This window comes from Flaviramulus sp. BrNp1-15 (assembly GCF_022259695.1).
Taxonomy (GTDB): domain Bacteria; phylum Bacteroidota; class Bacteroidia; order Flavobacteriales; family Flavobacteriaceae; genus BrNp1-15.
The window spans coordinates 2596403-2617677 of record NZ_CP092099.1; the positions used below are offsets into that span (position 1 = coordinate 2596403).

General features: G+C 30.6%; 25 protein-coding genes. 16 read left to right on the forward strand and 9 right to left on the reverse strand.

All coding sequences use genetic code 11. The features are described 5' to 3' along the window. Positions 1-45: 45 nt before the first annotated feature. The gene (locus MBM09_RS11420) at positions 46-1635 is read right to left on the reverse strand and encodes a S41 family peptidase (protein WP_238673857.1); all 1590 of its coding nucleotides are present in this window, start codon (positions 1633-1635) and stop codon (positions 46-48) included. A gap of 85 nt (positions 1636-1720) precedes the next feature. Here MBM09_RS11420 and smpB point away from each other — a divergent pair, with 85 nt between their 5' ends. The 3 genes from smpB to MBM09_RS11435 all read left to right on the forward strand — a co-directional run bounded on the left by smpB (position 1721) and on the right by MBM09_RS11435 (position 3356). Beyond that, entirely contained in the window at positions 1721-2179 is a 459-nt protein-coding gene (gene smpB / locus MBM09_RS11425) for an SsrA-binding protein SmpB (protein WP_238673858.1), read from the forward strand. 67 nt (positions 2180-2246) lie between these two features. Further along, on the forward strand, positions 2247-2798 hold the full coding sequence (locus MBM09_RS11430) for a hypothetical protein (protein WP_238673859.1): 552 nt from the start codon (positions 2247-2249) through the stop codon (positions 2796-2798). Positions 2799-2810: 12 nt separating this feature from the next. Further along, positions 2811-3356, forward strand: coding sequence for a pyridoxamine 5'-phosphate oxidase family protein (locus tag MBM09_RS11435; protein WP_238673860.1), 546 nt, complete (start codon positions 2811-2813; stop codon positions 3354-3356). Here the strand turns inward: MBM09_RS11435 and MBM09_RS11440 are convergent. After that, positions 3353-3994, reverse strand: coding sequence for a protein-L-isoaspartate(D-aspartate) O-methyltransferase (locus MBM09_RS11440; protein ID WP_238673861.1), 642 nt, complete (start codon positions 3992-3994; stop codon positions 3353-3355). The genes MBM09_RS11435 and MBM09_RS11440 overlap by 4 nt on opposite strands. A 159-nt stretch (positions 3995-4153) precedes the next feature. On the opposite strand from MBM09_RS11440, the gene MBM09_RS11445 reads away from it, so the two are divergent. The 9 genes from MBM09_RS11445 (at position 4154) to MBM09_RS11485 (ending at position 12369) form a co-directional block, all read left to right on the forward strand. Further along, complete coding sequence (locus tag MBM09_RS11445) at positions 4154-5113, forward strand: Gfo/Idh/MocA family protein (protein WP_238673862.1); 960 nt, start codon at positions 4154-4156, stop codon at positions 5111-5113. A gap of 12 nt (positions 5114-5125) precedes the next feature. After that, positions 5126-6016, forward strand: coding sequence for a 3-hydroxyacyl-CoA dehydrogenase family protein (locus tag MBM09_RS11450; RefSeq protein ID WP_238673863.1), 891 nt, complete (start codon positions 5126-5128; stop codon positions 6014-6016). Positions 6017-6124: 108 nt separating this feature from the next. Continuing rightward, positions 6125-7363, forward strand: a complete 1239-nt coding sequence (locus MBM09_RS11455; RefSeq protein ID WP_238673864.1) for a DUF1015 domain-containing protein — start codon at positions 6125-6127, stop codon at positions 7361-7363. A gap of 51 nt (positions 7364-7414) precedes the next feature. Next, entirely contained in the window at positions 7415-8077 is a 663-nt protein-coding gene (locus MBM09_RS11460; protein WP_238673865.1) for a YggS family pyridoxal phosphate-dependent enzyme, read from the forward strand. A 28-nt stretch (positions 8078-8105) separates the two neighbouring features. Continuing rightward, on the forward strand, positions 8106-8462 hold the full coding sequence (locus MBM09_RS11465; protein WP_238673866.1) for a four helix bundle protein: 357 nt from the start codon (positions 8106-8108) through the stop codon (positions 8460-8462). Between the two features lie 37 nt (positions 8463-8499). Next, complete coding sequence (locus MBM09_RS11470; RefSeq protein ID WP_238673867.1) at positions 8500-9873, forward strand: exonuclease domain-containing protein; 1374 nt, start codon at positions 8500-8502, stop codon at positions 9871-9873. A 31-nt stretch (positions 9874-9904) separates the two neighbouring features. Continuing rightward, a complete protein-coding gene (locus MBM09_RS11475) occupies positions 9905-10750 on the forward strand; it encodes an ion transporter (protein WP_238673868.1) in 846 nt (281 codons plus the stop codon). Positions 10751-10764: 14 nt separating this feature from the next. Next, positions 10765-11685 carry a tRNA (adenosine(37)-N6)-dimethylallyltransferase MiaA gene (gene miaA, locus MBM09_RS11480; protein WP_238676337.1) on the forward strand — a complete coding sequence of 307 codons (921 nt, stop codon included), beginning with the start codon at positions 10765-10767 and terminating at the stop codon, positions 11683-11685. A gap of 6 nt (positions 11686-11691) precedes the next feature. Continuing rightward, positions 11692-12369, forward strand: a complete 678-nt coding sequence (locus MBM09_RS11485) for a GNAT family N-acetyltransferase (protein ID WP_238673869.1) — start codon at positions 11692-11694, stop codon at positions 12367-12369. A gap of 22 nt (positions 12370-12391) precedes the next feature. On the opposite strand, the gene MBM09_RS11490 is transcribed toward MBM09_RS11485, so the two are convergent. The 3 genes from MBM09_RS11490 to MBM09_RS11500 are packed head-to-tail and all read right to left on the reverse strand — an operon-like array spanning position 12392 to position 15090. Then, positions 12392-13972, reverse strand: coding sequence for a hypothetical protein (locus MBM09_RS11490; RefSeq protein WP_238673870.1), 1581 nt, complete (start codon positions 13970-13972; stop codon positions 12392-12394). A gap of 13 nt (positions 13973-13985) precedes the next feature. Continuing rightward, entirely contained in the window at positions 13986-14555 is a 570-nt protein-coding gene (locus tag MBM09_RS11495) for a DUF3379 domain-containing protein (RefSeq protein ID WP_238673871.1), read from the reverse strand. Beyond that, positions 14539-15090 (reverse strand): RNA polymerase sigma factor, encoded by a 552-nt coding sequence (locus tag MBM09_RS11500; protein WP_238673872.1) that lies wholly within the window; start codon positions 15088-15090, stop codon positions 14539-14541. Before MBM09_RS11500 ends, MBM09_RS11495 begins: the two co-directional genes overlap by 17 nt. A 174-nt stretch (positions 15091-15264) precedes the next feature. On the opposite strand from MBM09_RS11500, the gene MBM09_RS11505 reads away from it, so the two are divergent. The 3 genes from MBM09_RS11505 to meaB all read left to right on the forward strand — a co-directional run bounded on the left by MBM09_RS11505 (position 15265) and on the right by meaB (position 17373). Next, on the forward strand, positions 15265-15819 hold the full coding sequence (locus MBM09_RS11505) for a DUF2911 domain-containing protein (RefSeq protein WP_238673873.1): 555 nt from the start codon (positions 15265-15267) through the stop codon (positions 15817-15819). A 71-nt stretch (positions 15820-15890) separates the two neighbouring features. After that, positions 15891-16250, forward strand: a complete 360-nt coding sequence (locus MBM09_RS11510; RefSeq protein ID WP_238673874.1) for a hypothetical protein — start codon at positions 15891-15893, stop codon at positions 16248-16250. A 49-nt stretch (positions 16251-16299) separates the two neighbouring features. Then, the gene (meaB, locus tag MBM09_RS11515) at positions 16300-17373 is read left to right on the forward strand and encodes a methylmalonyl Co-A mutase-associated GTPase MeaB (RefSeq protein ID WP_238673875.1); all 1074 of its coding nucleotides are present in this window, start codon (positions 16300-16302) and stop codon (positions 17371-17373) included. Positions 17374-17383: 10 nt separating this feature from the next. Here the strand turns inward: meaB and MBM09_RS11520 are convergent, their stop codons facing one another. Genes MBM09_RS11520 through MBM09_RS11530 form a run of 3 tightly spaced genes read right to left on the reverse strand, consistent with a single transcriptional unit; the run spans position 17384 to position 19583 of the window. Further along, a complete protein-coding gene (locus MBM09_RS11520; protein WP_238673876.1) occupies positions 17384-17959 on the reverse strand; it encodes a phosphatase PAP2 family protein in 576 nt (191 codons plus the stop codon). 10 nt (positions 17960-17969) lie between these two features. After that, a complete protein-coding gene (locus MBM09_RS11525) occupies positions 17970-18197 on the reverse strand; it encodes a hypothetical protein (RefSeq protein WP_238673877.1) in 228 nt (75 codons plus the stop codon). Between the two features lie 6 nt (positions 18198-18203). Further along, positions 18204-19583, reverse strand: a complete 1380-nt coding sequence (locus tag MBM09_RS11530) for an MATE family efflux transporter (RefSeq protein WP_238673878.1) — start codon at positions 19581-19583, stop codon at positions 18204-18206. A 367-nt stretch (positions 19584-19950) separates the two neighbouring features. Here MBM09_RS11530 and MBM09_RS11535 point away from each other — a divergent pair, with 367 nt between their 5' ends. Continuing rightward, a complete protein-coding gene (locus MBM09_RS11535) occupies positions 19951-20274 on the forward strand; it encodes a hypothetical protein (protein ID WP_238673879.1) in 324 nt (107 codons plus the stop codon). Positions 20275-20326: 52 nt separating this feature from the next. Here MBM09_RS11535 and MBM09_RS11540 read toward each other — a convergent pair whose 3' ends face one another. Continuing rightward, on the reverse strand, positions 20327-21268 hold the full coding sequence (locus MBM09_RS11540; protein ID WP_238673880.1) for a nitronate monooxygenase family protein: 942 nt from the start codon (positions 21266-21268) through the stop codon (positions 20327-20329). Between the last annotated feature and the right edge of the window lie 7 nt (positions 21269-21275).

The window sequence follows — 21275 nt, forward strand, 5'->3', positions numbered from 1 at the left end:
GACAATAAAAATAGATTTTAAAAAGTAATTTTATTAATTTAAAAATTAACCTTCATTTTTCTCAATATCTGCTAATATCCATTCTAATTCTGTATCTTTTTTCAATCTTCTATCTTCTACTGTTGGTTCTATTTTAATATCTGGTTTAACACCGTAGCCATCTGGATTTTGTTTTTGAGGCGCTTCAATTTGCATTAATCCCATTCTAATTTTAAGCTTTGAAGTTGGTAATTGATATATTTTGTATATGCCAGCAACTGTACCATTATAGGCTCCTCCTGTTTCTTCTCCAACAAAAACTGCTCTTTCTGTAGCTTTTAAATGTGTTGATATAAGTGATGATGCCGAAAATGAATTCCCATTAATCAGCACATAAATCTTTCCTTTAAAATGTAACGGATTGTGTTCTTTTATTTTTGAATGTTTATTAAACCTATAATAAAGTTTACCTTCTCGTTTTTTTGTTTTAAGTAAATTATGAGAAATTACTAAAGGAGAAAGTAAAGCACCTACAACTTTAAGGCTATTAGGTGTTGTGTTGCTCATAAAAGATTTTAAAAACGGCATTCTAGTTTTTACTTCACTTTCTGTTATAAATTGATAGGGTTCATTTGCTAAATAAGAATACAAATAATCTATTTCTGCTATTCTACCACCTCCATTATCTCTTAAATCTAGAACTAAGTATTTGCTTTTTGCAGAATCTAATTTTGCAAAACTTTCTTTGTAAAACTTTTTATAATTACCGTTAGTAAAGCCTCTTATTTTCATAAAAGCTACGCTACTATCTTTTCCTATAAAATTAAAATTTCGGGTGTATTGTTTTCTTTTGTTTAAATAACCGTATTTTTTATTATCCTTTTTTCTTTTCTTTCTCGCTAATCGTCTAGTTTGTTTTTCTCCTTTAGATAGCTTTTTAGGCTTAACTTTTTTAACTGAAACTGAATCTACTTTATTTTTCTTCTCTTTTGAAATTCTTCTGAAGGTTTTAGTAAATATTGAATCTTTCGATTTAAAAGTAACTTTTAAACTATCTATAAACCCTTTGTCTTTATAATAGAAGGTAGAAAAACCTTTTCCAACAAATCTGTTGTGCAATGTTGTATTGTATCCATCTGAAGCAAAACGTGTTTTGTAAGTGTTAACTAAGTTCACTGCAGATTCATCATTTATTTTAAGCACTTCATTACCTATAATTGTAGAATCTTTTCCTATGTTATTTTTAACCCATAATTTGCCTTCTAAATATTCAAAATCTAAATCGTAAAATTCAAACTTCTGTTTATTTAAGGCTTTACGTTCTTTCTTTTTAAACCATCTACCAACAGAACTTACAGAAACATGTCCTTGCCTAACATGAGTAACAACAGGCGCTAGTTTTTTAAAAAAATCTCGAGAGTCAATTGGCGTATTTATAGATTTTTTTAAGCTGTCAAATTTAAAATCTAAAACCTCTTTTGAAGTGTATTGGTATAATTTAGGATGATGCTTTTTTAGCTGTTTATAAACCTTATCTACATCTTTATGTAAATCTTCAACAGCATGCAAACTGGTAATTTGCTCGTTATATTTTTTAACACTGGTGCAAGATGATAGAATTGTTAAAGCACTAATAACTAAAAATAGTTTTTTCATATAAGCTAAAATAATAGTATTTGTGTGAATTTAAAACTGATTAATTTTTCTTTAACTTTTAAAAATTCATGTACTTTTGCCTTACATGCAAAAAAACATAAACATACAAAATAAAAAAGCACGCTTTCTATACGAGATTTTAGATAAGTATACAGCTGGTATTGTACTAACTGGTACCGAAATTAAATCTATTAGAAATAGTAAAGCCTCTATTGCAGAAAGCTTTTGTGAGTTTAATGATCGTGGAGAACTTTTTGTGGTAAATATGACTATTGAAGAATATGCTTTTGGAAATTACTACAACCATAAACCAAAAGCATTAAGAAAGTTACTTTTAAACAAAAAAGAGCTTAAAAAACTTAATAAAGAAGTACAGAATACAGGACTCACTATTGTTCCGTTGCGTTTGTATATAAACGAAAAAGGCTTTGCTAAACTAGAAATTGCTTTAGCAAAGGGTAAAAAATTATACGATAAACGTGAAACTATAAAGGATAGAGATAACAAACGTAATCTGGACAGAATCAAGAAAATATATAAATAATTTAAGACTTGGTTAACGCTGTAAGTCTTAATCAATTATTTAATTTGCATTTATAAAACCTAACCTAATGAAAAAAATACTTGCAACACTATTTTTAAGTCTTTTTACATTACTAATTCACGCTCAAGGGGATTCAGAAGACATAAAAGAAGAATTAATAGAACACAAAGTTGATAGTTCTCTTGTTTTATCATTAGATAGTACCATTAAAACCTTATATGCAGTTATTTCTGGAGAAAAAGGAGTTAAACGCAACTGGAAACAATTTAAATATTTGTTTAAACCAAATGCTAAATTAATTCCTTCTGGAAAAAATAAAGAAAGGGTTTATGAAGTTCGTTACATGTCTCCAGAAGACTATATAAAAGGCTCTGGAAAATGGTTAGTTGAAAATGGTTTTTTTGAAAAAGAAATACATCGAAAAATAGACACTTTTGGTAATATAACCCAAGTTTTTAGTACTTACGAATCGTTTTACAGTGAATCAGACAAAAAACCTTTTATGCGAGGTATAAATAGTATTCAGTTATTAAATGATGGAAAACGTTGGTGGATTATTAACATTTACTGGACTCAAGAATCTAAAGAAAAGCCTATTCCTGAAACATATTTACCGTAACATTAAAAATTCATGAGCAAACAACTCCCACAAATAACAGCAGAACTACAAGAGTTTATAGAAGCTCAAAAAATCTTTTTTGTGGGTACTGCAGCGCAAGATGGTCGTGTAAATGTATCGCCTAAAGGTCATGATACACTTCGTGTTTTAGGGTCAAACAAATTAGTTTGGTTAAACTTAACTGGAAGCGGTAACGAAACAGCTGCTCATCTATTAAAGAATCATAGAATGACAATTATGTTTTGTGCTTTTGAAGGTAAACCTCTTATTTTAAGACTTTATGGGCATGCAAAAATATATCATGAACGCGATGCTGAATTTCAAAAACACATCAGTTTATTTGAAGAAAATGTAGGCTCCAGACAAATTATAGAATTAGATGTAGATTTAGTGCAAACCTCTTGTGGTTATTCTATACCTTTTATGGATTTTAAAGAAGAACGCGGGCAATTAAATGCATGGTCTATAAAACAAGGTAAAGAAAAAATCAATTCATATTGGGAAGAAAAAAACACCAAAAGTATTGATGGTTTTGAAACTAATATTTTAGATAATTAATTCTTATCCTCCAGTAAAGGCACAAACCTAAACTCACCATATTCGTGTTGCTCAAATTCTTTTGCACCTTTTCTAATAAAAAGTGTCATGATTTGTACATCATCACCAACAGGAATAACAAGTCTACCTCCTATTTTTAACTGGCTCAATAATGGTTTTGGCACAAAAGGCGCACCAGCAGTTACAATTATACTATCAAAAGGTGCTTCTTCTTTTAAGCCTTTATAACCATCACCAAAAATAAGTTTCTTGGCACGATACCCTAATTTGGGTAAAAACTTACTCGTTTTTTTAAACAATTCTTGTTGGCGTTCAATGCTATAAACTTTTGCTCCCAATTCGCATAAAACAGCAGTTTGATAACCACTTCCTGTACCAATTTCTAAAACTTTATCGCCGCGTTTTACTTGCATAAGTTCTGTTTGAAAAGCTACGGTGTAAGGTTGCGAAATAGTTTGGTCTGCAGCAATAGGAAACGCCTTATCTTGATAAGCATGATCTAAAAAACTAGAATCCATAAATAAATGTCTTGGTATTTTCCCAATAGCATTTAAAACCTTTTTATCAGTTATTCCTTTGGCTTTTATTACGTTAACAAGTTTTTGTCTTAATCCTTTGTGCTTAAAAGTGTCTTTCAATTTTTGGTGGCATTTGGTGTGCTAAAATTAGTCAAACATTTTAAAGCTTGAAACTATTTATTCAGAATTTATTTTTGGTAACATTCAGTCAAAAAATTCATCTCAATAAACTAAATTCATTATTTAATTATCTTATTTTTGTTGAAAACGTAAAAAATTATGCTAAAAGCTGGAGTACTAGGTGCTGGTCATCTTGGGAAAATTCATTTAAGACTTCTAAATCAATCCAAAAAATACAACCTTATTGGTTTTTATGATGCCGATGAAGAAAACGGTAAAAAAGTTGAAGCTGAATTTGGATATAAATTCTTTAATTCAGTTGAAGAGCTTATCGATGCTGTTGATATGGTTGATATAGTAACACCAACACTTTCACATTATGACTGTGCAAAACAAGCCATTGCAAAAGGCAAACATATTTTTATTGAAAAACCAATTACCAATACTGTTGAAGAAGCAGAACATATAAGAGAACTTTTAGCTGAGAATAATTTACGCGGGCAAGTTGGACATGTAGAACGTTTTAATCCAGCTTTTTTAGCGGTAAAAGATCACATTAAATCTCCTATGTTTATTGAAACACACCGTTTGGCTGAGTTTAATCCGCGAGGTACAGACGTTCCTGTGGTTTTAGATTTAATGATTCATGATATAGACATCATTCTCAGCATTGTAAAGTCTAAGGTTAAAAATGTTTCGGCAAGTGGTGTATCTGTAATTAGTGATACACCAGATATTGCAAATGCAAGATTAGAATTTGAAAATGGTTGTGTAGCCAACTTAACTGCTAGTAGAATTTCACTCAAAAAAATGCGAAAAGCACGTTTCTTTCAAAAGGACGCATATATTTCTGTAGATTTTTTAACTAAAAAGTGTGAAGTGGTAAAAATGAAAGATGCACCAGAAAATCCTGGAGATTTTGATATGATACTTCAAAATGCCGAAGGAGTTAAAAAGCAAATCTATTTTGATAATCCTAAAATTGAAGATAACAATGCTATTTTAGACGAATTAGAAGCTTTTGCTGATGCTATAAACACTAACACAACTCCTATTGTGTCACTTCACGATGGCACCGAAGCATTACGCGTTGCAACTCAAATTATTAATTGTTTTTAAAAACATTTCTGAATGAAAAACATAGCAGTTATAGGTGCAGGAACCATGGGAAATGGTATTGCGCATACATTTGCACAATCCGGATTTAAAGTTCAGCTTATAGATATTAGTGAAGCTTCATTAAAAAAAGGATTAGATACCATCTCTAGAAACTTAGACAGAATGGTAGCTAAAGAAAAAATTACTGAAGCAGACAAGGCTCAAACTCTTGAAAACATTTCAACATTCACCAACATCACTGAAGGTGTTAAAAACACTCATTTAGTTGTTGAAGCTGCTACTGAAAATATAGATTTAAAACTCAAAATTTTTAAGCAGTTAGATGAAGATTGCCCAAAGGACTCTATTCTGGCAACTAACACATCGTCTATTTCAATTACACAAATAGCTGCTGTTACTTCCAGACCAGAAAAGGTAATAGGAATGCATTTTATGAATCCTGTTCCAATTATGAAATTGGTAGAGATTATTAGAGGTTATAGCACCGGTGATGATGTTACGAAAACTATCATGGAGTTATCTAAAACTTTAGGAAAAACTCCTGTAGAGGTTAATGATTACCCAGGTTTTGTAGCCAATAGAATATTAATGCCAATGCTTAATGAATCTATTGAAACCTTATACAACGGTGTTGCGGGTGTTTATGAAATTGACACCGTAATGAAATTAGGTATGGCGCATCCTATGGGACCATTACAGTTAGCCGATTTTATTGGTTTAGATGTATGCTTATCAATTTTAAATGTGATGTATGATGGTTTTAAAAATCCAAAATATGCACCTTGTCCGTTATTGGTAAATATGGTTAGAGCTGGTAAATTAGGCGTAAAATCTGGTGAAGGTTTTTATGATTATTCTGAAAGTAGAAAAGCAGAAAAAGTTGCTAAGCAGTTTTTAAAATAAGAAAAACGTCATTGCGAGGAAGAATGATGAAGCAATCTTTTAAATTGAAACTTAAAACTAGTAGATTACCACGTCGCCAAACTCCTCGTAATGACAGATTAAAATTCCATGGCAAAAGTACTTCCGTTTAAAGCAATAAGACCAACTAGAGATAAAGTAAGCTTGGTTGCTTCTCGCTCCTATCAAAGTTATACACAAGACGAACTAGAAGCTCGATTAGATTACAATCCGTTTTCTTTTTTACATATTGTAAATCCTGGATATAAATACGACAAACAAATTAGCGGAAAAGAACGCTATAGCTTAGTAAGAAACAGGTATCAAGAGTTTAAAGAGGACGGTATCTTTATTCAAGACAATACACCTAACTACTACATTTATAAAATTGTAAATAGAGATGGTAATGCCTTTTCTGGTATAGTAGCAGCAACAAGCTCTGAAGACTACAAAAAAGATATTATTAAAAAGCATGAAGATACTATTGAATATCGCGAAAACATCTTTAAAGATTATCTAAAAACTGTAGGGTTTAATGCAGAACCCGTACTTCTCACCTATCCTGATAATGATGTGATTGCTAATATTATATCTGAAGTCCAAAAAGAACGAGCAGAATTTGAATTCACCACTCACTTTAGAGACACACACTATTTATGGATTGTTGATGATTTAGAGTTTATCAAGACTATTCAGAATGAGTTTGAAGCTATTGAAACTATATATATTGCAGATGGTCATCATAGATCTGCGTCGTCATTTTTACTTTCAGAAGCATTAAAATCAGAAAACAAACAACATAAAGGCAATGAGCCTTATAACTTTTTTATGAGTTATTTAATTCCTGAATCTGATTTAAAAATCTATGAATTTAATAGATTAGTAAAAGACTTAAATGGACTTTCAAAAGAAGCCTTTTTAATCAAGTTAGATATGATGTATCGTATTGAAAACAGAGGCTCAGAACTATACAAACCAAATAACAAACATCATTTTAGCATGTATTTAGATGGTGAGTTTTACTCATTGTATCTAAGAAAACATAATTATAAAATTAACAACGCATTAGATGCTTTAGATACTCAAATTCTGTTTAAAACTATTTTAGAACCTATTCTAGGTATTTCAGATTTACGTAATGATACTCGAATAGATTATTCACATGGAAAAAATGATTTGGTAAACATAAAAAGCAAAATAGATAATGGCGAATTCACTGTTGGATTTGGTTTAGTACCCATAACTGTTGATGAAATAAAAGCTATTTCAGATAATGGTTTAACTATGCCACCTAAAAGTACGTTTATAGAGCCCAAACTACGCAGCGGAGTAACAATTTATGAATTTTGACACTTGTGTCATTCTGAACTCGTTTCAGAATCTGAATAATTGAAATAAAAAATGACAATACAAGAAAACCTTAACAATATAAAATCAACCTTACCTGAGCATGTTACACTTGTTGCTGTTTCCAAAACCAAACCTATTAGCGATTTAATGGAAGCCTACAATGCAGGTCAGCGTATTTTTGGAGAAAACAAAATCCAGGAAATGGCTGAAAAGCATGAACAAATGCCTAACGATATTGAATGGCATATGATTGGACATGTACAACGCAATAAAGTAAAATATATGGCAAGCTTTGTGCGTTTAATTCATGGTGTAGATAATTTTAAATTGTTGAAAGAAATAAATAAACAAGCTGAAAAACATAATAGAGTTATAGATTGTTTGCTTCAAATAAAAATAGCTAAAGAAGATTCTAAATTTGGAATGACAACTCAGGAAGCATCAGAAATAATTCAATCTGAAGATTTTTCAAAATTAAAAAACATCAATATTGTTGGTGTTATGGGAATGGCAACTTTTACAGATAACCAAAAGCAAGTTGAACAAGAATTTAAACTATTAAAGTCCACTTTTGATAATTTAAAAGATGTAAAACTAGATAATTGTAACCTGCAAACTATTAGTATGGGAATGAGTGGAGATTATCCATTAGCAATTGACTGTGGAAGTACAATGATTCGAGTTGGAAGTAGTATATTTGGAATACGAAACTAATAAGTAAAAGTGAAAAGTTAATAGTTTTATGAAAGAATCTATTTTAAAAAATAAAAGCTATGATTTTGCTATTATGGTTGTAAAGATTTATAAAACTATTTCATATAAACATAAAGAATTTACTTTATCAAGACAATTATTGAAAAGTGGTACGTCTATAGGAGCAAATATTAGAGAAGCAGAATTTGCTCAATCAAACAAAGATTTTATTAATAAAATGAGTATTGCTTTAAAAGAAACTAACGAAACGGACTATTGGTTATCTTTATTAAAAGACACTAGCTATCTTGATTTAGATAATCATCTAAAATTAACAAGTTATAACAATGAACTAATTAAAATGTTAGTTTCAACAATTAACACCATGAAATCAAAAACTAATTAACTTTTAATTATTACTTTTTAACTTTTAACTAAAATATTTGTACGCAATATTAGACATAGAAACCACTGGAGGCAAGTATAATGAAGAGGGAATAACCGAAATTGCAATCTACAAATATGATGGTCATCAAGTAGTAGACCAATTTATTAGCCTAGTAAACCCCGAACGAGACATTCAACCATTTGTAGTAAATCTTACAGGTATAAATAGTGGTATGTTGCGCAACGCTCCAAAATTCTATGAAGTAGCTAAACGCATTGTCGAAATTACTGATGAGTGTATTCTTGTAGCTCATAATGCTCAGTTTGATTACAGAATTTTATGTACAGAATTTAGACGATTAGGTTTTGAGTATGAACGAAAATCTCTTTGTACAGTAGAACTTTCAAAATATTTAATACCAGAACAACCCTCTTATAGTCTAGGTAAATTAGTGCGCTCACTTGGTATTCCTGTAACCGATAGACATCGAGCATCTGGTGATGCTTTGGCTACTGTTAAGCTTTTTAAAATGCTTTTAGATAAGGATTCTAATAAAAGTATTATTCAGGAATCTATTCGTTTAAATCCAAAAATACAATTAGAGCCCAAGCATTTAGATATTATCGCAGATTTACCATCAATTACAGGAGTGTATTACATTCATAATGCCAATGGTGATATTATTTACATTGGTAAAAGTAACAACATAAAAAAACGTATTAATCAGCATTTTACTGGTACAAGTCATAAATCAAAAAAAATACAAACTCAGGTACATACTGTAACCTACGAAGCAACTGGTAGCGAGCTTGTTGCTCTTTTAAAAGAAAGTGAAGAAATAAAACGCGTTAAGCCTATTTTTAATAGAGCCTTGAGACGTTCTATTTTTACTCATGCTTTGTATAGTTTTAAAGATGAAAACAACTATATAAATTTAAAAATAGATGTAGCAGACGGTAGAAAAAAACCAATTACTACCTTTAGTAATCGCCAAAGCGGAAAAAGTTTTATAACCAAAGCTGTTGAAGACTACAGTCTTTGTCAAAAATTAACAGGACTTTATAAAACTAAAACCAGTTGTTTTAATTATGAAATAAAAACTTGCGAAGGCGCTTGCATTCAAAAGGAATCTCCAGAATTATACAACAAACGTGTAGAAACTTTAATTAACAAAAACAGTTATTCTAATAAAAACATGGTAATAATTGACAGAGGTCGAGATGTTGATGAACGCAGTGCTATTTTAATTGAGAATGGTATTTTTAAAGGGTTAGGTTTCTTTAATTTAAATTATCAAATCAATAATATTAAAGTTTTAGAATCTCTCATTACTCCCATGAAAAACAACAGAGATACTCAACATATTATTCAAAATTATATTAGGAAAAATAAAAGAGTTAAGATAGTTGAGTTAAAATCTAATAATTAACATAACTAATCTTTTTGTTACATTTGACATGATGAAAAACTTCTTTGATAAACACTGGAAAGCTAGAATCTATAAAATAATTTACCATTCAGATACTCCTGCTGGTAAGTTATTTGATCTTGTTCTTTTAGTAGTAATTCTTGCAAGTATTTTACTGGTAATGCTAGAAAGTGTTAATAGTATTGATAAAAAGTATCATGACTTTCTTAACATTGCAGAGTGGATAATTACCATTCTTTTCACAATAGAATATATTTTAAGAATCATTACCAACTCTAGTCCTAAAAAGTACATTTTTAGCTTCTATGGAATTATAGATTTACTATCTACTGTACCTAAATATTTATCATTCTTTTTAGTAGGCTCACACTCATTAGTTGCACTAAGAGCGTTACGTTTAATGCGCGTTTTTAGAATTTTAAAATTAGCTAGATTTATGGGTGAATCTAATAATTTTATAAAAGCATTAAAGGCAAGTAGAGTTAAAATTGCAGTATTTGTTTCTTTTGTTGTAATACTTTGTATTATTCTTGGCACGGTGATGTATTTAGTGGAAAGTGAACAAGATAGTGGATTTACAAGTATTCCAAGAAGTGTGTATTGGGCTATAGTTACCTTAACAACCGTTGGTTATGGCGACATTGCGCCAGTTACTTCACTTGGGCAATTTATTGCCTCTTTAATTATGATTATTGGTTATGGAATAATTGCTGTACCAACAGGAATTGTAACTGCAGAGTTTGCTAATCAAAAAAAAGAACCTAAAAAAGAGAAAGATTTAATTCCTGATACTAAAACTTGTCCAGAATGCTTAACAAACGATATTAGAAAAGAAGCTAAATACTGTTATGTTTGTGGAGCAGAAATTGTACACTAATTTTAATATAACTTCTGAAAACAGTAGATAAATATCTTATTTCCATTGTTGGACCAACAGCCATTGGTAAAACAGCTTTAAGCATAAAACTTGCTAATCATTTTAATTCTGAAATAATTTCGGCAGATTCTCGTCAATTCTTCAGCGAAATGCAAATAGGCACTGCTGCTCCTACTCCAGATGAATTATCAGCTGCTAAACATCATTTTATTCACCACAAATCAATTACTGAAGATTATAATGTTGGAGCTTTTGAAAAAGATGCTATTAAAACATTAAACCAACTTTTTAAAACCCAAGATATTGTTATCATGGTTGGTGGTTCTGGCTTGTATGTAGGTGCTGTTACCAAAGGTTTAGATGATTTTCCTGAGGTAGATAAAAGTATTAGACAAGAACTAAATATTAAGCTAGAAAAAGAAGGTATCCAATCACTACAAAAACAACTAAAAGAACTCGATAAAGTATCATATGAATCGATAGCTATTGATAATCCACATCGGGTAATTAGAGCTTTAGAAATTTGTATTGGGTCTGGGAAACCATATTCTTCATTTCTTAATAAAGAAAAAAATAAACGTCCTTTTAAAACTATTAGCGTTGGGCTTACTGCAGAAAGAGAGCTAATTTATAACCGTATTAATAAACGTGTTGACATTATGATGCAACAAGGTTTACTCGAAGAAGTAAAAAGCTTACTTCCTTTCAAAAACTTAAATGCTTTAAATACGGTAGGCTATAAAGAGTTATTTAATTATTTAGATGGCGAATGGGAATTAGATTTTGCTGTTTCTGAAATTAAAAAAAATACTCGTCGTTTTGCTAAACGACAACTTACTTGGTTCAAAAAAAACGAAGAAACCCTTTGGTTTGATTATACAACACCATTAGAAACTATTGTTGAGAAATTAGAACAAAAAATTATAGAGCCTTAAAATAAAATGAAAATAAATGAAGTTGAGTTGGACAATCCGGTTTGGAATGCCTTAACAGACACCCATATTAAAGAGTGTATAGATTATGGCAATGTGAAGTTTTATCATCCACATTTTGCCCCTTTTGGTGCTTTTATAAATGATTCAGACACATCTAATGCTATAAAAGAATACTCAAAATTAACCAAAGACTTTTTTATTGTTGGCAATAAGCCTAAAATGCCAAAAGATTTTAAAGCTGCTGTAAGGTATGTTGGCTATCAAATGATTATTTACGAGCCCTTACAAATACCTATTAACCAAGAAATTGTAAAGCTAAACAAATCACATTACGAACAATTAATAGATTTGGTTAAACTTGTGTATCCTCATTTTTTTAAGGCCAAAACAAATGAGTTAGGAACATACTATGGTATTTTTAAAAATGGAAAACTTATAGCTGTTACAGGAGAGCGTTTTCAATCCAAAAATTTTATTGAAATAAGTGCGGTAATTACGCATCCAGACCATGTTGGAAAAGGTTACGCAAAACAGTTAATCACGCATACTTCTAACGAAATATTTAAAAAAAATAAAACACCTTATTTACATGTAGATGTAAACAATTTAGGCCCCATTGCCTTGTACAAAAAATTAGGGTTTAAAATTAGGAGAGAAATGGAATATTGGAGGATAAGTTGTTAATGTATCTTGTAAAAAAAGATCATTATTGCATAGTCACATTGCTATACTTAGCATTTACAACAATGCTTTTACCACTTGCCAAATCTCCTGAAGAAAAATTAGACACATTACTATTTGAAGATTTTTCTGGATAAGAAAATCTTGAACGCGTACCTTTATATTGAAAATTATAAAGCACTTTAGGTAACTTTATAACTACATCATTATTTTGAAGAATTATATTTAAATTATTGAATGTATCTTCTATATTCAAAATATTTAAATCACCAATATTACTATCAATTACAGCACTTCCAGATAAGTTTGCAATATCAATATTTGATGATGTTGTGTTTAAAACTAAATGCTTTACATTTTTTAACTCAGCTGCTTTAACATAATTTAGGTTTAACTCACCTAAATTCCAATTGGTTACATAAACTGGAGAATAAGAAGCATTAATGGAAGTAGAACCTCCATTAACGCTATGTGCTGTAAACTTAGAATACGATAAATCTGCTTTTAAGTTATCTATATTCGCTGCAAATTCAATTTCGCCATGACGTACATTAACTTTAAGTTTTGCGCCTTTAGGCATTTTTATTTTAATCGTTTTCTTAACATTATTATTAGATTTGTCATCAAATAACTTTTCTACTTTTTTCTGGCGTTCTTTTGCAAGTATTGAACGTTCTTTAGCTCGCTTCTCACGCTCTTTTGCCATTTTTTTATGTATTTCTGCACGCTTCTCATGCATGTTTTGTAATCGTTCTTTTTGTGCTTGAGTGCGTTCAACCTGTGCTTCTATTCTTTCGGCTTGTCTTTCCATTTGAGCTGCATAGCGCTCACCCCAAGCTTCCATTTTTTTAGCATAATCTTCTCCAAACTTTTCACCCCATGCTTCCATTTTCTTTGCATACTCCTCACTATTCATTTGTTCTTCAAATTTTTTAGCCCATTCTTCCATTTGTTTCCCATATTTCTCTCCCCATTCTTTTCCAAATTTTTCTCCCCAAGCTTCCATTTTTTTAGCATAATCTTCACCATAAAGCGATTCAAATCTCTTAGAGTATTCTTCTAGGTACTTATCACCGTCTTTTTTATAAGCTTCATAATCAAATACTATAGCTCCAACTCCTTCTGGCAATTCTGGTAACTCTGGAAACTCTGGCATTTCTGCTATTTCTGGCATTTCAAAATGAAAATCGAAATTCATTTCTGGTAAATCTGCTATCTCAAACTTTAATTCTTTTAACATAGCATTTACAGCTTCATTATCGCCCTTATCACTAGTTCTGTAAGCCCAAAGTGTTGAGCCTCCTCCTCTTGTTCTTATTGAAACTTCATTTGTTGAAGCATCAATATCTACATCCCAAGATTTTAAAGCATCTTCAAGTTCTTCTTTACTTAATTTTTCGCCTTCTATATAAGCTTCAATTTCAACAGTGCTTTTATTCCAAGTATCAATAATAATATTGGTATGGCTTGTGTTTAAATCAATAACAACATCTTTATCAACTTTAATAGACTGAGATACCTTATTCAATTTTTGCTGTGCTATTAAGCCTCCGGTTATTAGAAAGCATAATGCGAATAATTTCATTTTTATAATAGAATTGTTCATTTTTTGATTTTTTTTAGATTGATTGTGTTACTCCTTCATCAGAAGTGTTTAATTCTTTTAACTGCGATCTTAATCGATACAAAAGGTTTAAACGAAATTTTAAATTATCAATTAATGCATTTACAGTTAACTCACTAGGTCCAGATTCTGTTAAATCAACTAATAAGCGTTTATACTCTTTATCAAGTTTGTCTAATTGTTCTAAATAGTCGTCAAATAACTCTTTAGTCTCTGTGGTATAAGTCATTTTAGATAACTCTAAATTAATACTTGCCAAATAATAGTCTTCTACCTTTTTTAGCCCTGGCGAAATATCGCCTAGAGTTTTAGTTTCAACAGTATTAGTTGCAACTACTTCTGTTGGTAAATCACCTGTTTGCGGTTGAAAAAATTTGAAAGCACCATAACTTAAACCTAAAAGCACCACAACACTAGCTGCAATTTGCATCCATAGAAATGTTGAGCGTTTTGTTACGGGAAGAGATTCATCCAGTTTTTTAAGAAATCGATCTTGATGATTTTCTGGCATCTTCTCGTGTGCTATTTTATCATCTTTAAATAACTCTCTAATGTCTCGTGCCATTCTTTTTTAGTGTTAACAGTTCTTGTAATTTTACTTTACCTCTTGATAATTGTGTTCGTGATGCTACTTCTGAGATGTTCAAAATCTCAGCTATTTCCTGATGGTCATAACCTTCAATTAAATAGAGCATAACAACATATTGATACTTATCTGGTAATTTATTAATTGCTTCTTTTACATCGTTTAATGTAATTGTATCTTCTACTAACCATTTGTCATCTTTAGGTGTATCAACTACTTTTAGGTGCACCTCTTCTAACTCAACAAGCTGTTGTTTTTTAGATTTTAAAAAGTCGATACTTTTATTAATAACAATACGTTTTAACCATGCCCCAAAAGTAACTTCAGCTTTATATTGATGTAGTTTAGTAAACGCTTTTATAAAAGCTTCTTGTACCACATCTTCAGCATCAGCAGCATCTTTTAAAAACCGTTTAGCAACTATATACATACCATCGCAGTACTGGTTGTATAACTGCAATTGTGCTTTGCGGTTGTTTTGTTTACATTGTTCAATAATGTCAACTTTAAACATGCTAATTCTACTTTTGGTTTATGTTAGTTCGTTTTAAAGACGATTAAAAAAAGGTAGTGTTGCAAAAACGAATATTTTTTTATTTGAATAATAACAAAACTAAAGAAATTTGCGTTTGTAATTCTTAAATTATGTCTTTTTAAAGTATCTTTACTTCTTAATAAATTGCTCTTTATGAACACCTTTTTGAAACGCATTTTAATTATTCTATCCGTTATAGCATTAGGCTTATTTTTGTATTCAACATTAGTTGAAAATATTTTTGCAAAACGACTGAGTCCTAAAGACACTGTAAAATTTGAGTTGAATGATTTAAAACTTAGAGTATTTTACAATAGGCCTTTTAAAAAGAATCGTGAAATTTTTGGCGCTTTAGTTCCATACAATCAAGTATGGCGTACTGGTGCAAATGAGGCGACAACTTTTGAAACTAATAAAGACTTAGAAGTTGGTAATATGCATTTAGCCTCTGGAAAATATACACTTTGGACAGTACCAAAAGATTCGGTTTGGACTGTTATTTTTAACTCAAAACAATACTCTTGGGGTGTTAATGCTGAAATGAAACCCATGTGGGATCCTAATTATGATGTAGTAAGTATTGAAGTTCCTGTGCAGGAATTAGATAAAACCGTAGAACAATTCACTATAGCTTTTGATAACTCAACCGATAACCTGTTTTTAACCATGGCTTGGGATGATATTAAGGTGGCTGTACCGCTTAAATAATTCTAGTGACTGTAAAAATGAAAAAATTAATATTTTTTAGTTTTCTGATTTTTTTTACTAGTTGTTTTCCTGTGAAGACAAAAAATGCTAAAAAGGCATTTAAATATTGGTCTGGAAATGAACCTCCTGAAGAAATAGAATTGATTGAGGGTGAATATTATCAATCACCACATTTCTCTTTAGAATATGAATTATTTCTAAAATTAAAATCAAACAATAGATGGTTTTTTGAATTTGTTGAATATAACAAACTTGAAATTGATACAATAAATAATGATTGGTCTCAATGGACTACACTACCCAATTGGTTTAAAACTGACGAAAGCTATATAATTTATGCAAAAGACCAAAATAATGAATTTGATAGTTCAAGATATTTTATTAATCCGGAAAGTGGCATCTGTTATATTTATGAATCTGTTGGAATGTAAATTCAAAATAAAAACTAAAACCGTAAATTAGACAAACTTTTCTTTACGCGTGTCCAAAAAAAACAAATCAGCATTAGAAGAAAAAAAAGGTGTTTCTGTATCAGAAATAACTAATGCAACTTCTATTAAATCAATTAAAGATAAACGCAAAGCGGAAATTGATACAGATTCGTTAACTAAATCTATTTTAAATAAAGATATTACAGCATTAAGTAGAGCCATTACACTTGTAGAAAGTAAAAACCCAAAACATTTAGATAAAGCCAACACGATTTTAAAAAACTGTTTACCTCATGCAAATAATTCCATACGAATAGGTATTACAGGAGTTCCAGGCGTTGGAAAAAGTACATTTATAGAAACTTTTGGTAAACACTTAACCTCTTTAGGAAAACGTGTTGCTGTTCTTGCTATAGACCCTACCAGTTCTATTACAAAAGGGAGTATTCTGGGAGATAAAACCCGAATGGAAGATTTAGTAAAAGACGAAAATGCTTTTATTAGACCTTCGGCTTCTGGAGAATCTCTGGGAGGTGTTGCTCGTAAAACCAGAGAATCCATTATTTTATGTGAAGCTGCTGGTTTTGATGTAATTATTATAGAAACGGTGGGCGTGGGACAAAGTGAAACCACCGTACACAGTATGGTAGATTTCTTTTTACTTTTAAAACTTGCTGGAGCTGGTGATGAACTACAAGGTATAAAACGTGGTATCATAGAAATGGCTGATGCTATTGCCATAAACAAAGCAGATGGTGATAACTTAAAACGTGCAAAACTAGCTAAAGTAGAATTTAATAGAGCGCTTCACCTCTACCCTGAAAAATCATCAGAATGGCAACCAAAAGTAACGGTTTGCAGTGCTATAAAAAATGAAGGTATTGATACTATTTGGGAGATTATTTTAGAATATATTGACTTAACTTCTAATAATAATTACTTTAACCAAAAACGGAATGATCAAAATAAATATTGGCTTATTCAAACTATAGAAGAGCAATTAAAATCAGAATTTTTCAATACGCCAAAAATTAAAAAGGCATTATCTGAACAACTAAAACTTATTGAAAATAATAAAACAACTCCTTTTGCTGCCGCTGATTATCTTTTAAAATTGAAGTAGTTTTTTAATACTATTTTAATTGAAATTTACTTTGTATGTACTTATCCAACCTATAAAATATATAACCTGAAAGCGCACCAAACAATGCTCCCGAAAGCACATCTAAAGGATAATGCACTCCAATATAAATTCTACTGTAACCCATAGCTGCAGCCCAAATAATCATAAAATAGATTAAATATTTATATTTTTCTTTTAGCATAAATCCCGTAAAAATAGCAACTGCCATAGAGTTTGATGCATGACCCGAGAAGTAACCAAATTTTCCGCCACAATAAGATTTTACTAATCGCATAACGCTAAAAACTTCATCGTTATGGCAAGGTCTTGGACGCCTTACAAAAACGTTTTTAAACAAATTAGAAACCTGATCTGTGAACGTAATCATTAGTGCAACTACTACTAATGTTAAAATAAACATTTTAGTATTTAACTTTCTATACATTAAGTACACAAGAATTGCATAAAAAGGAATCCAATTAAATTTTGTAGTGTAAAACATCCAGAAACTGTCCCAGGTTTCTGTACCTAAACTATTTAAATAAATGAATAATTCTTTATCTATCTCTACTAATTGGTCTAACATGATTTACGCTTTATTCATCATACTTTGCTATTTCAGCATCATAAAACTCTGTTGCTTCTTTTATAGCGTTTTCTGTTTCTGTCTCTAGTTCCTTTTGGTCGTCAGCATCAAAATCTTCAAACCATTCCACTTCATCATTTTCAAGATTAATAATAAATCTGGGAAACTCTGTATGAATTACAAAAATAGCATTTGGGTATTCTGTATTATCGCCTAATATAAATTTTGGAAGTGTCATTTATAATTATTTATTATTTGACAAAATTAACTTTTTAGTTAGATAATTAAATCGAATATACAATAAAATAGCAGCTGTGGTTAATCCTGCTAACAAACCTAACCAAATGCCGAAGCTACCATATGCACTTTCTTTTCCTAAAAACCAGCTAATTGGAAAACCTACTAACCAATATGAAATAAAAGTGATAATAGTAGGTATTTTAACATCTTGCAATCCTCTAAGCGCACCTAAAACTAACACTTGAATGCTATCACTAATTTGAAAAATTGCAGCAGCAATTAATAGTTTAGATGCAATACTTACTACTTCAGTATTATCTAGTATGTTTTTAACATCATCATAATCTACATAAATTTTTGGTAATTGATTATGAAATAAGAAGAACAGAATAGCAAATGCAACAGCAAACAAAATTCCCATTAAAAATAAAGAAAAAGCTATTCGGCGTAACTCAGAGTAAGCCTTCAATCCTTTTTGGTTACCAACTCTAATCATAGATGCAACACTTAAACCCATAGCGACCATAAATGTCATAGACGATAAATTTAACGCAATTTGATTTGCTGCTTGCGGATTTTTACCCAATAAGCCACTTAACCAAATAGCTGCTGTAAATATGGCAACTTCAAAAAACATTTGCATAGCGCTTGGTGCACCTAAATTGATGATTTTTTTAATCATTAATTTATCTAATACAAAAAATTTAATATGGGTTACAAAAGCTTTTGATTTTTCTTTACCTCTAAGTAAGATCCATAAATAACCGACCATGACAATTCTAGAAATTAAAGTTCCGTAAGCAGCACCTACAATTCCCAATTCAGGAAAACCAAACTTTCCAAAAATCAACAGATAATTAAGTATAATATTAATAATATTGGCCACAATAGTAGCGTACATAGGGTATCTAGTCATAGATAGTCCATCGCTAAATTGTTTAAACCCTTGAAAAATAATTAGTGGAATTAAAGAAACTGCAACCAAATCTAAATACGGAATTGCTAATTCTACAACCTCAACTGGTTGTTTCATAAAATACATTAATGGTTTTGCGAAAAATACCATTAAAAAAAGTAGAACGCCTAAAACTGTACATAAAAACAAACCATTTTTAAAAGATGATTTTCCCTTAACAAAATTCCCCTCAGAATCTGCTTCGGCAATAAGAGGTGTAATAGCTGTTGAAAAACCAATACCTAAAGACATGGCGATAAACATAAAGCTATTGCCTAAAGAAACAGCAGCTAATTCTGCAGTTCCCAGTTGCCCCACCATAATATTATCTACAAAACTCACAAAAGTATGCCCTAACATACCCAATATTACAGGTGAAGCTAATTGCCAATTATATTTAAATTCTTTTGTGTAATCCCTTAATTGCATCTGGCAAAAATAAACTTTTAAGCCTCGTTTTAAACAATTTCGCCATATTCTTATACAATTTTTTCAAAATTAACAAATGTTAATAATTATATGAAAATTCCAACAAAATTGAAGGAATTTTTTTATATATTAGCTATGCTTTAGTTAGCTATCTCTCTAAAATTAGTAGCATATTAGGAACATTTAGCTTTTATTTTAAAGGGATTTAAAAATATTTTGCTTTTAGTTTCGAATATTTTTAAGGAGGAAAAGCTATTTTCCTCCTTTTTTTGATTTTTAAAGTAACTTCAAATAATGATATATATCATTTAGCATAACCATTATGTAATGTACTTTTAGTAATGATAATTCTAAAAATCATATTACAATGTCTAGTGTTAAAAAGAGTAAAAACAAAATAACCTATTGGGTTTTATTGATTTTATCTGTAATTGTTGGTTTTATCTTTTATGGTATTTTACAAGACAATTTTAGTTTACAATTCCTAATTTTTTTCTCGGGTGTTCCTTTCTTATTATTTATAATTGGATGCTTTGGGTTATTGTGGCCAAAGCTTAAACCCGAAGGAGATGAAGTTTATATTAGTCATGCGTTGCTAATAGGCTTACTTTTTATTATTCTGTTCTTTATTCATACTTGGGTTGTTTTACCTCGTATTTGTCCAGATTTTGGGTCATGTCTTGGAGTTTGATTTCTGATTAAATTATTATTAGTCAGATTCAAAGAACAAAGAAAGATTATTACTATAAAGATTTAGCAATATGTTTAGCCTCTTCAAACTCACGCATCATGTCATCAACTATTACAGCAGTAGGTTTTATATCATGAATTAATCCAGATATTTGCCCAATTTCTAATTCTCCTTCATCTAAATCACCTTCAAACATACCTAGTTTTGCTCGAGCTCGCCCTAATAATTCTTTAAGTTGTTCTGGTGAAGGAGCTGTTTTATAAAGCTCTTGAATATCATTATAAAACTTGTTTTTTATTAATCTTACTGGTGCTAATTCTTTTAAAGTTAATTGGGTATCTCCTTCTTTGGCATCTACAACTACCTGTTTAAAAGCTTGATGTGCAGAACTTTCTTCACTCGCTACAAATCTGCTTCCTACTTGTACGCCATCTGCTCCAAGAATCATTGTAGCTAACATCGCTTTTCCTGTGGCAATACCTCCTGCAGCAATTAGCGGAATGTGTATATGTTCTTTTACCATAGGTATTAAAGTAAGCGTAGTGGTTTCATCTCTTCCGTTATGTCCCCCAGCTTCAAAACCTTCAGCTACAACACCATCAACACCAGCTTCTTGAGCTTTTAAAGCAAACTTAACACTGCTTACCACATGAACCACGGTTATACCTTTTTCCTGTAACCATTTGGTCCAAATTTTAGGATTTCCTGCAGAAGTGAATACTATTTTCACATCCTCCTCAACTATAATATCCATAATTTCCTGAATATTGGGATATAGCATAGGCACATTTACACCAAAAGGTTTATCAGTAACTTTTTTACATTTTTGGATATGTTCTCGAAGAACTTCAGGATACATACTTCCTGCACCTAAAAGTCCTAAAACACCTGCATTACTTGCTGCAGAAGCTAATCGCCAGCCACTATTCCAAACCATTCCTGCTTGAATAATTGGATATTTTATATTGAATAACTCTGTAATTCTATTTGGCATAAATTTT

Coding starts and splice junctions, on each gene's coding strand:
- MBM09_RS11455 (WP_238673864.1), top strand. CDS start 6,125: ATGGCAAAAGTACTTCCGTTTAAAGCAATAAGACCAACTAGAGATAAA.
- MBM09_RS11505 (WP_238673873.1), top strand. CDS start 15,265: ATGAACACCTTTTTGAAACGCATTTTAATTATTCTATCCGTTATAGCA.
- smpB (WP_238673858.1), top strand. CDS start 1,721: ATGCAAAAAAACATAAACATACAAAATAAAAAAGCACGCTTTCTATAC.
- MBM09_RS11435 (WP_238673860.1), top strand. CDS start 2,811: ATGAGCAAACAACTCCCACAAATAACAGCAGAACTACAAGAGTTTATA.
- MBM09_RS11460 (WP_238673865.1), top strand. CDS start 7,415: ATGACAATACAAGAAAACCTTAACAATATAAAATCAACCTTACCTGAG.
- MBM09_RS11485 (WP_238673869.1), top strand. CDS start 11,692: ATGAAAATAAATGAAGTTGAGTTGGACAATCCGGTTTGGAATGCCTTA.
- MBM09_RS11450 (WP_238673863.1), top strand. CDS start 5,126: ATGAAAAACATAGCAGTTATAGGTGCAGGAACCATGGGAAATGGTATT.
- MBM09_RS11525 (WP_238673877.1), bottom strand. CDS start 18,197: ATGACACTTCCAAAATTTATATTAGGCGATAATACAGAATACCCAAAT.
- MBM09_RS11430 (WP_238673859.1), top strand. CDS start 2,247: ATGAAAAAAATACTTGCAACACTATTTTTAAGTCTTTTTACATTACTA.
- MBM09_RS11495 (WP_238673871.1), bottom strand. CDS start 14,555: ATGGCACGAGACATTAGAGAGTTATTTAAAGATGATAAAATAGCACAC.
- MBM09_RS11475 (WP_238673868.1), top strand. CDS start 9,905: ATGAAAAACTTCTTTGATAAACACTGGAAAGCTAGAATCTATAAAATA.
- MBM09_RS11445 (WP_238673862.1), top strand. CDS start 4,154: ATGCTAAAAGCTGGAGTACTAGGTGCTGGTCATCTTGGGAAAATTCAT.
- MBM09_RS11535 (WP_238673879.1), top strand. CDS start 19,951: ATGTCTAGTGTTAAAAAGAGTAAAAACAAAATAACCTATTGGGTTTTA.
- MBM09_RS11540 (WP_238673880.1), bottom strand. CDS start 21,268: ATGCCAAATAGAATTACAGAGTTATTCAATATAAAATATCCAATTATT.
- MBM09_RS11530 (WP_238673878.1), bottom strand. CDS start 19,583: ATGCAATTAAGGGATTACACAAAAGAATTTAAATATAATTGGCAATTA.
- MBM09_RS11500 (WP_238673872.1), bottom strand. CDS start 15,090: ATGTTTAAAGTTGACATTATTGAACAATGTAAACAAAACAACCGCAAA.
- MBM09_RS11490 (WP_238673870.1), bottom strand. CDS start 13,972: ATGAACAATTCTATTATAAAAATGAAATTATTCGCATTATGCTTTCTA.
- MBM09_RS11520 (WP_238673876.1), bottom strand. CDS start 17,959: ATGTTAGACCAATTAGTAGAGATAGATAAAGAATTATTCATTTATTTA.
- MBM09_RS11465 (WP_238673866.1), top strand. CDS start 8,106: ATGAAAGAATCTATTTTAAAAAATAAAAGCTATGATTTTGCTATTATG.
- MBM09_RS11420 (WP_238673857.1), bottom strand. CDS start 1,635: ATGAAAAAACTATTTTTAGTTATTAGTGCTTTAACAATTCTATCATCT.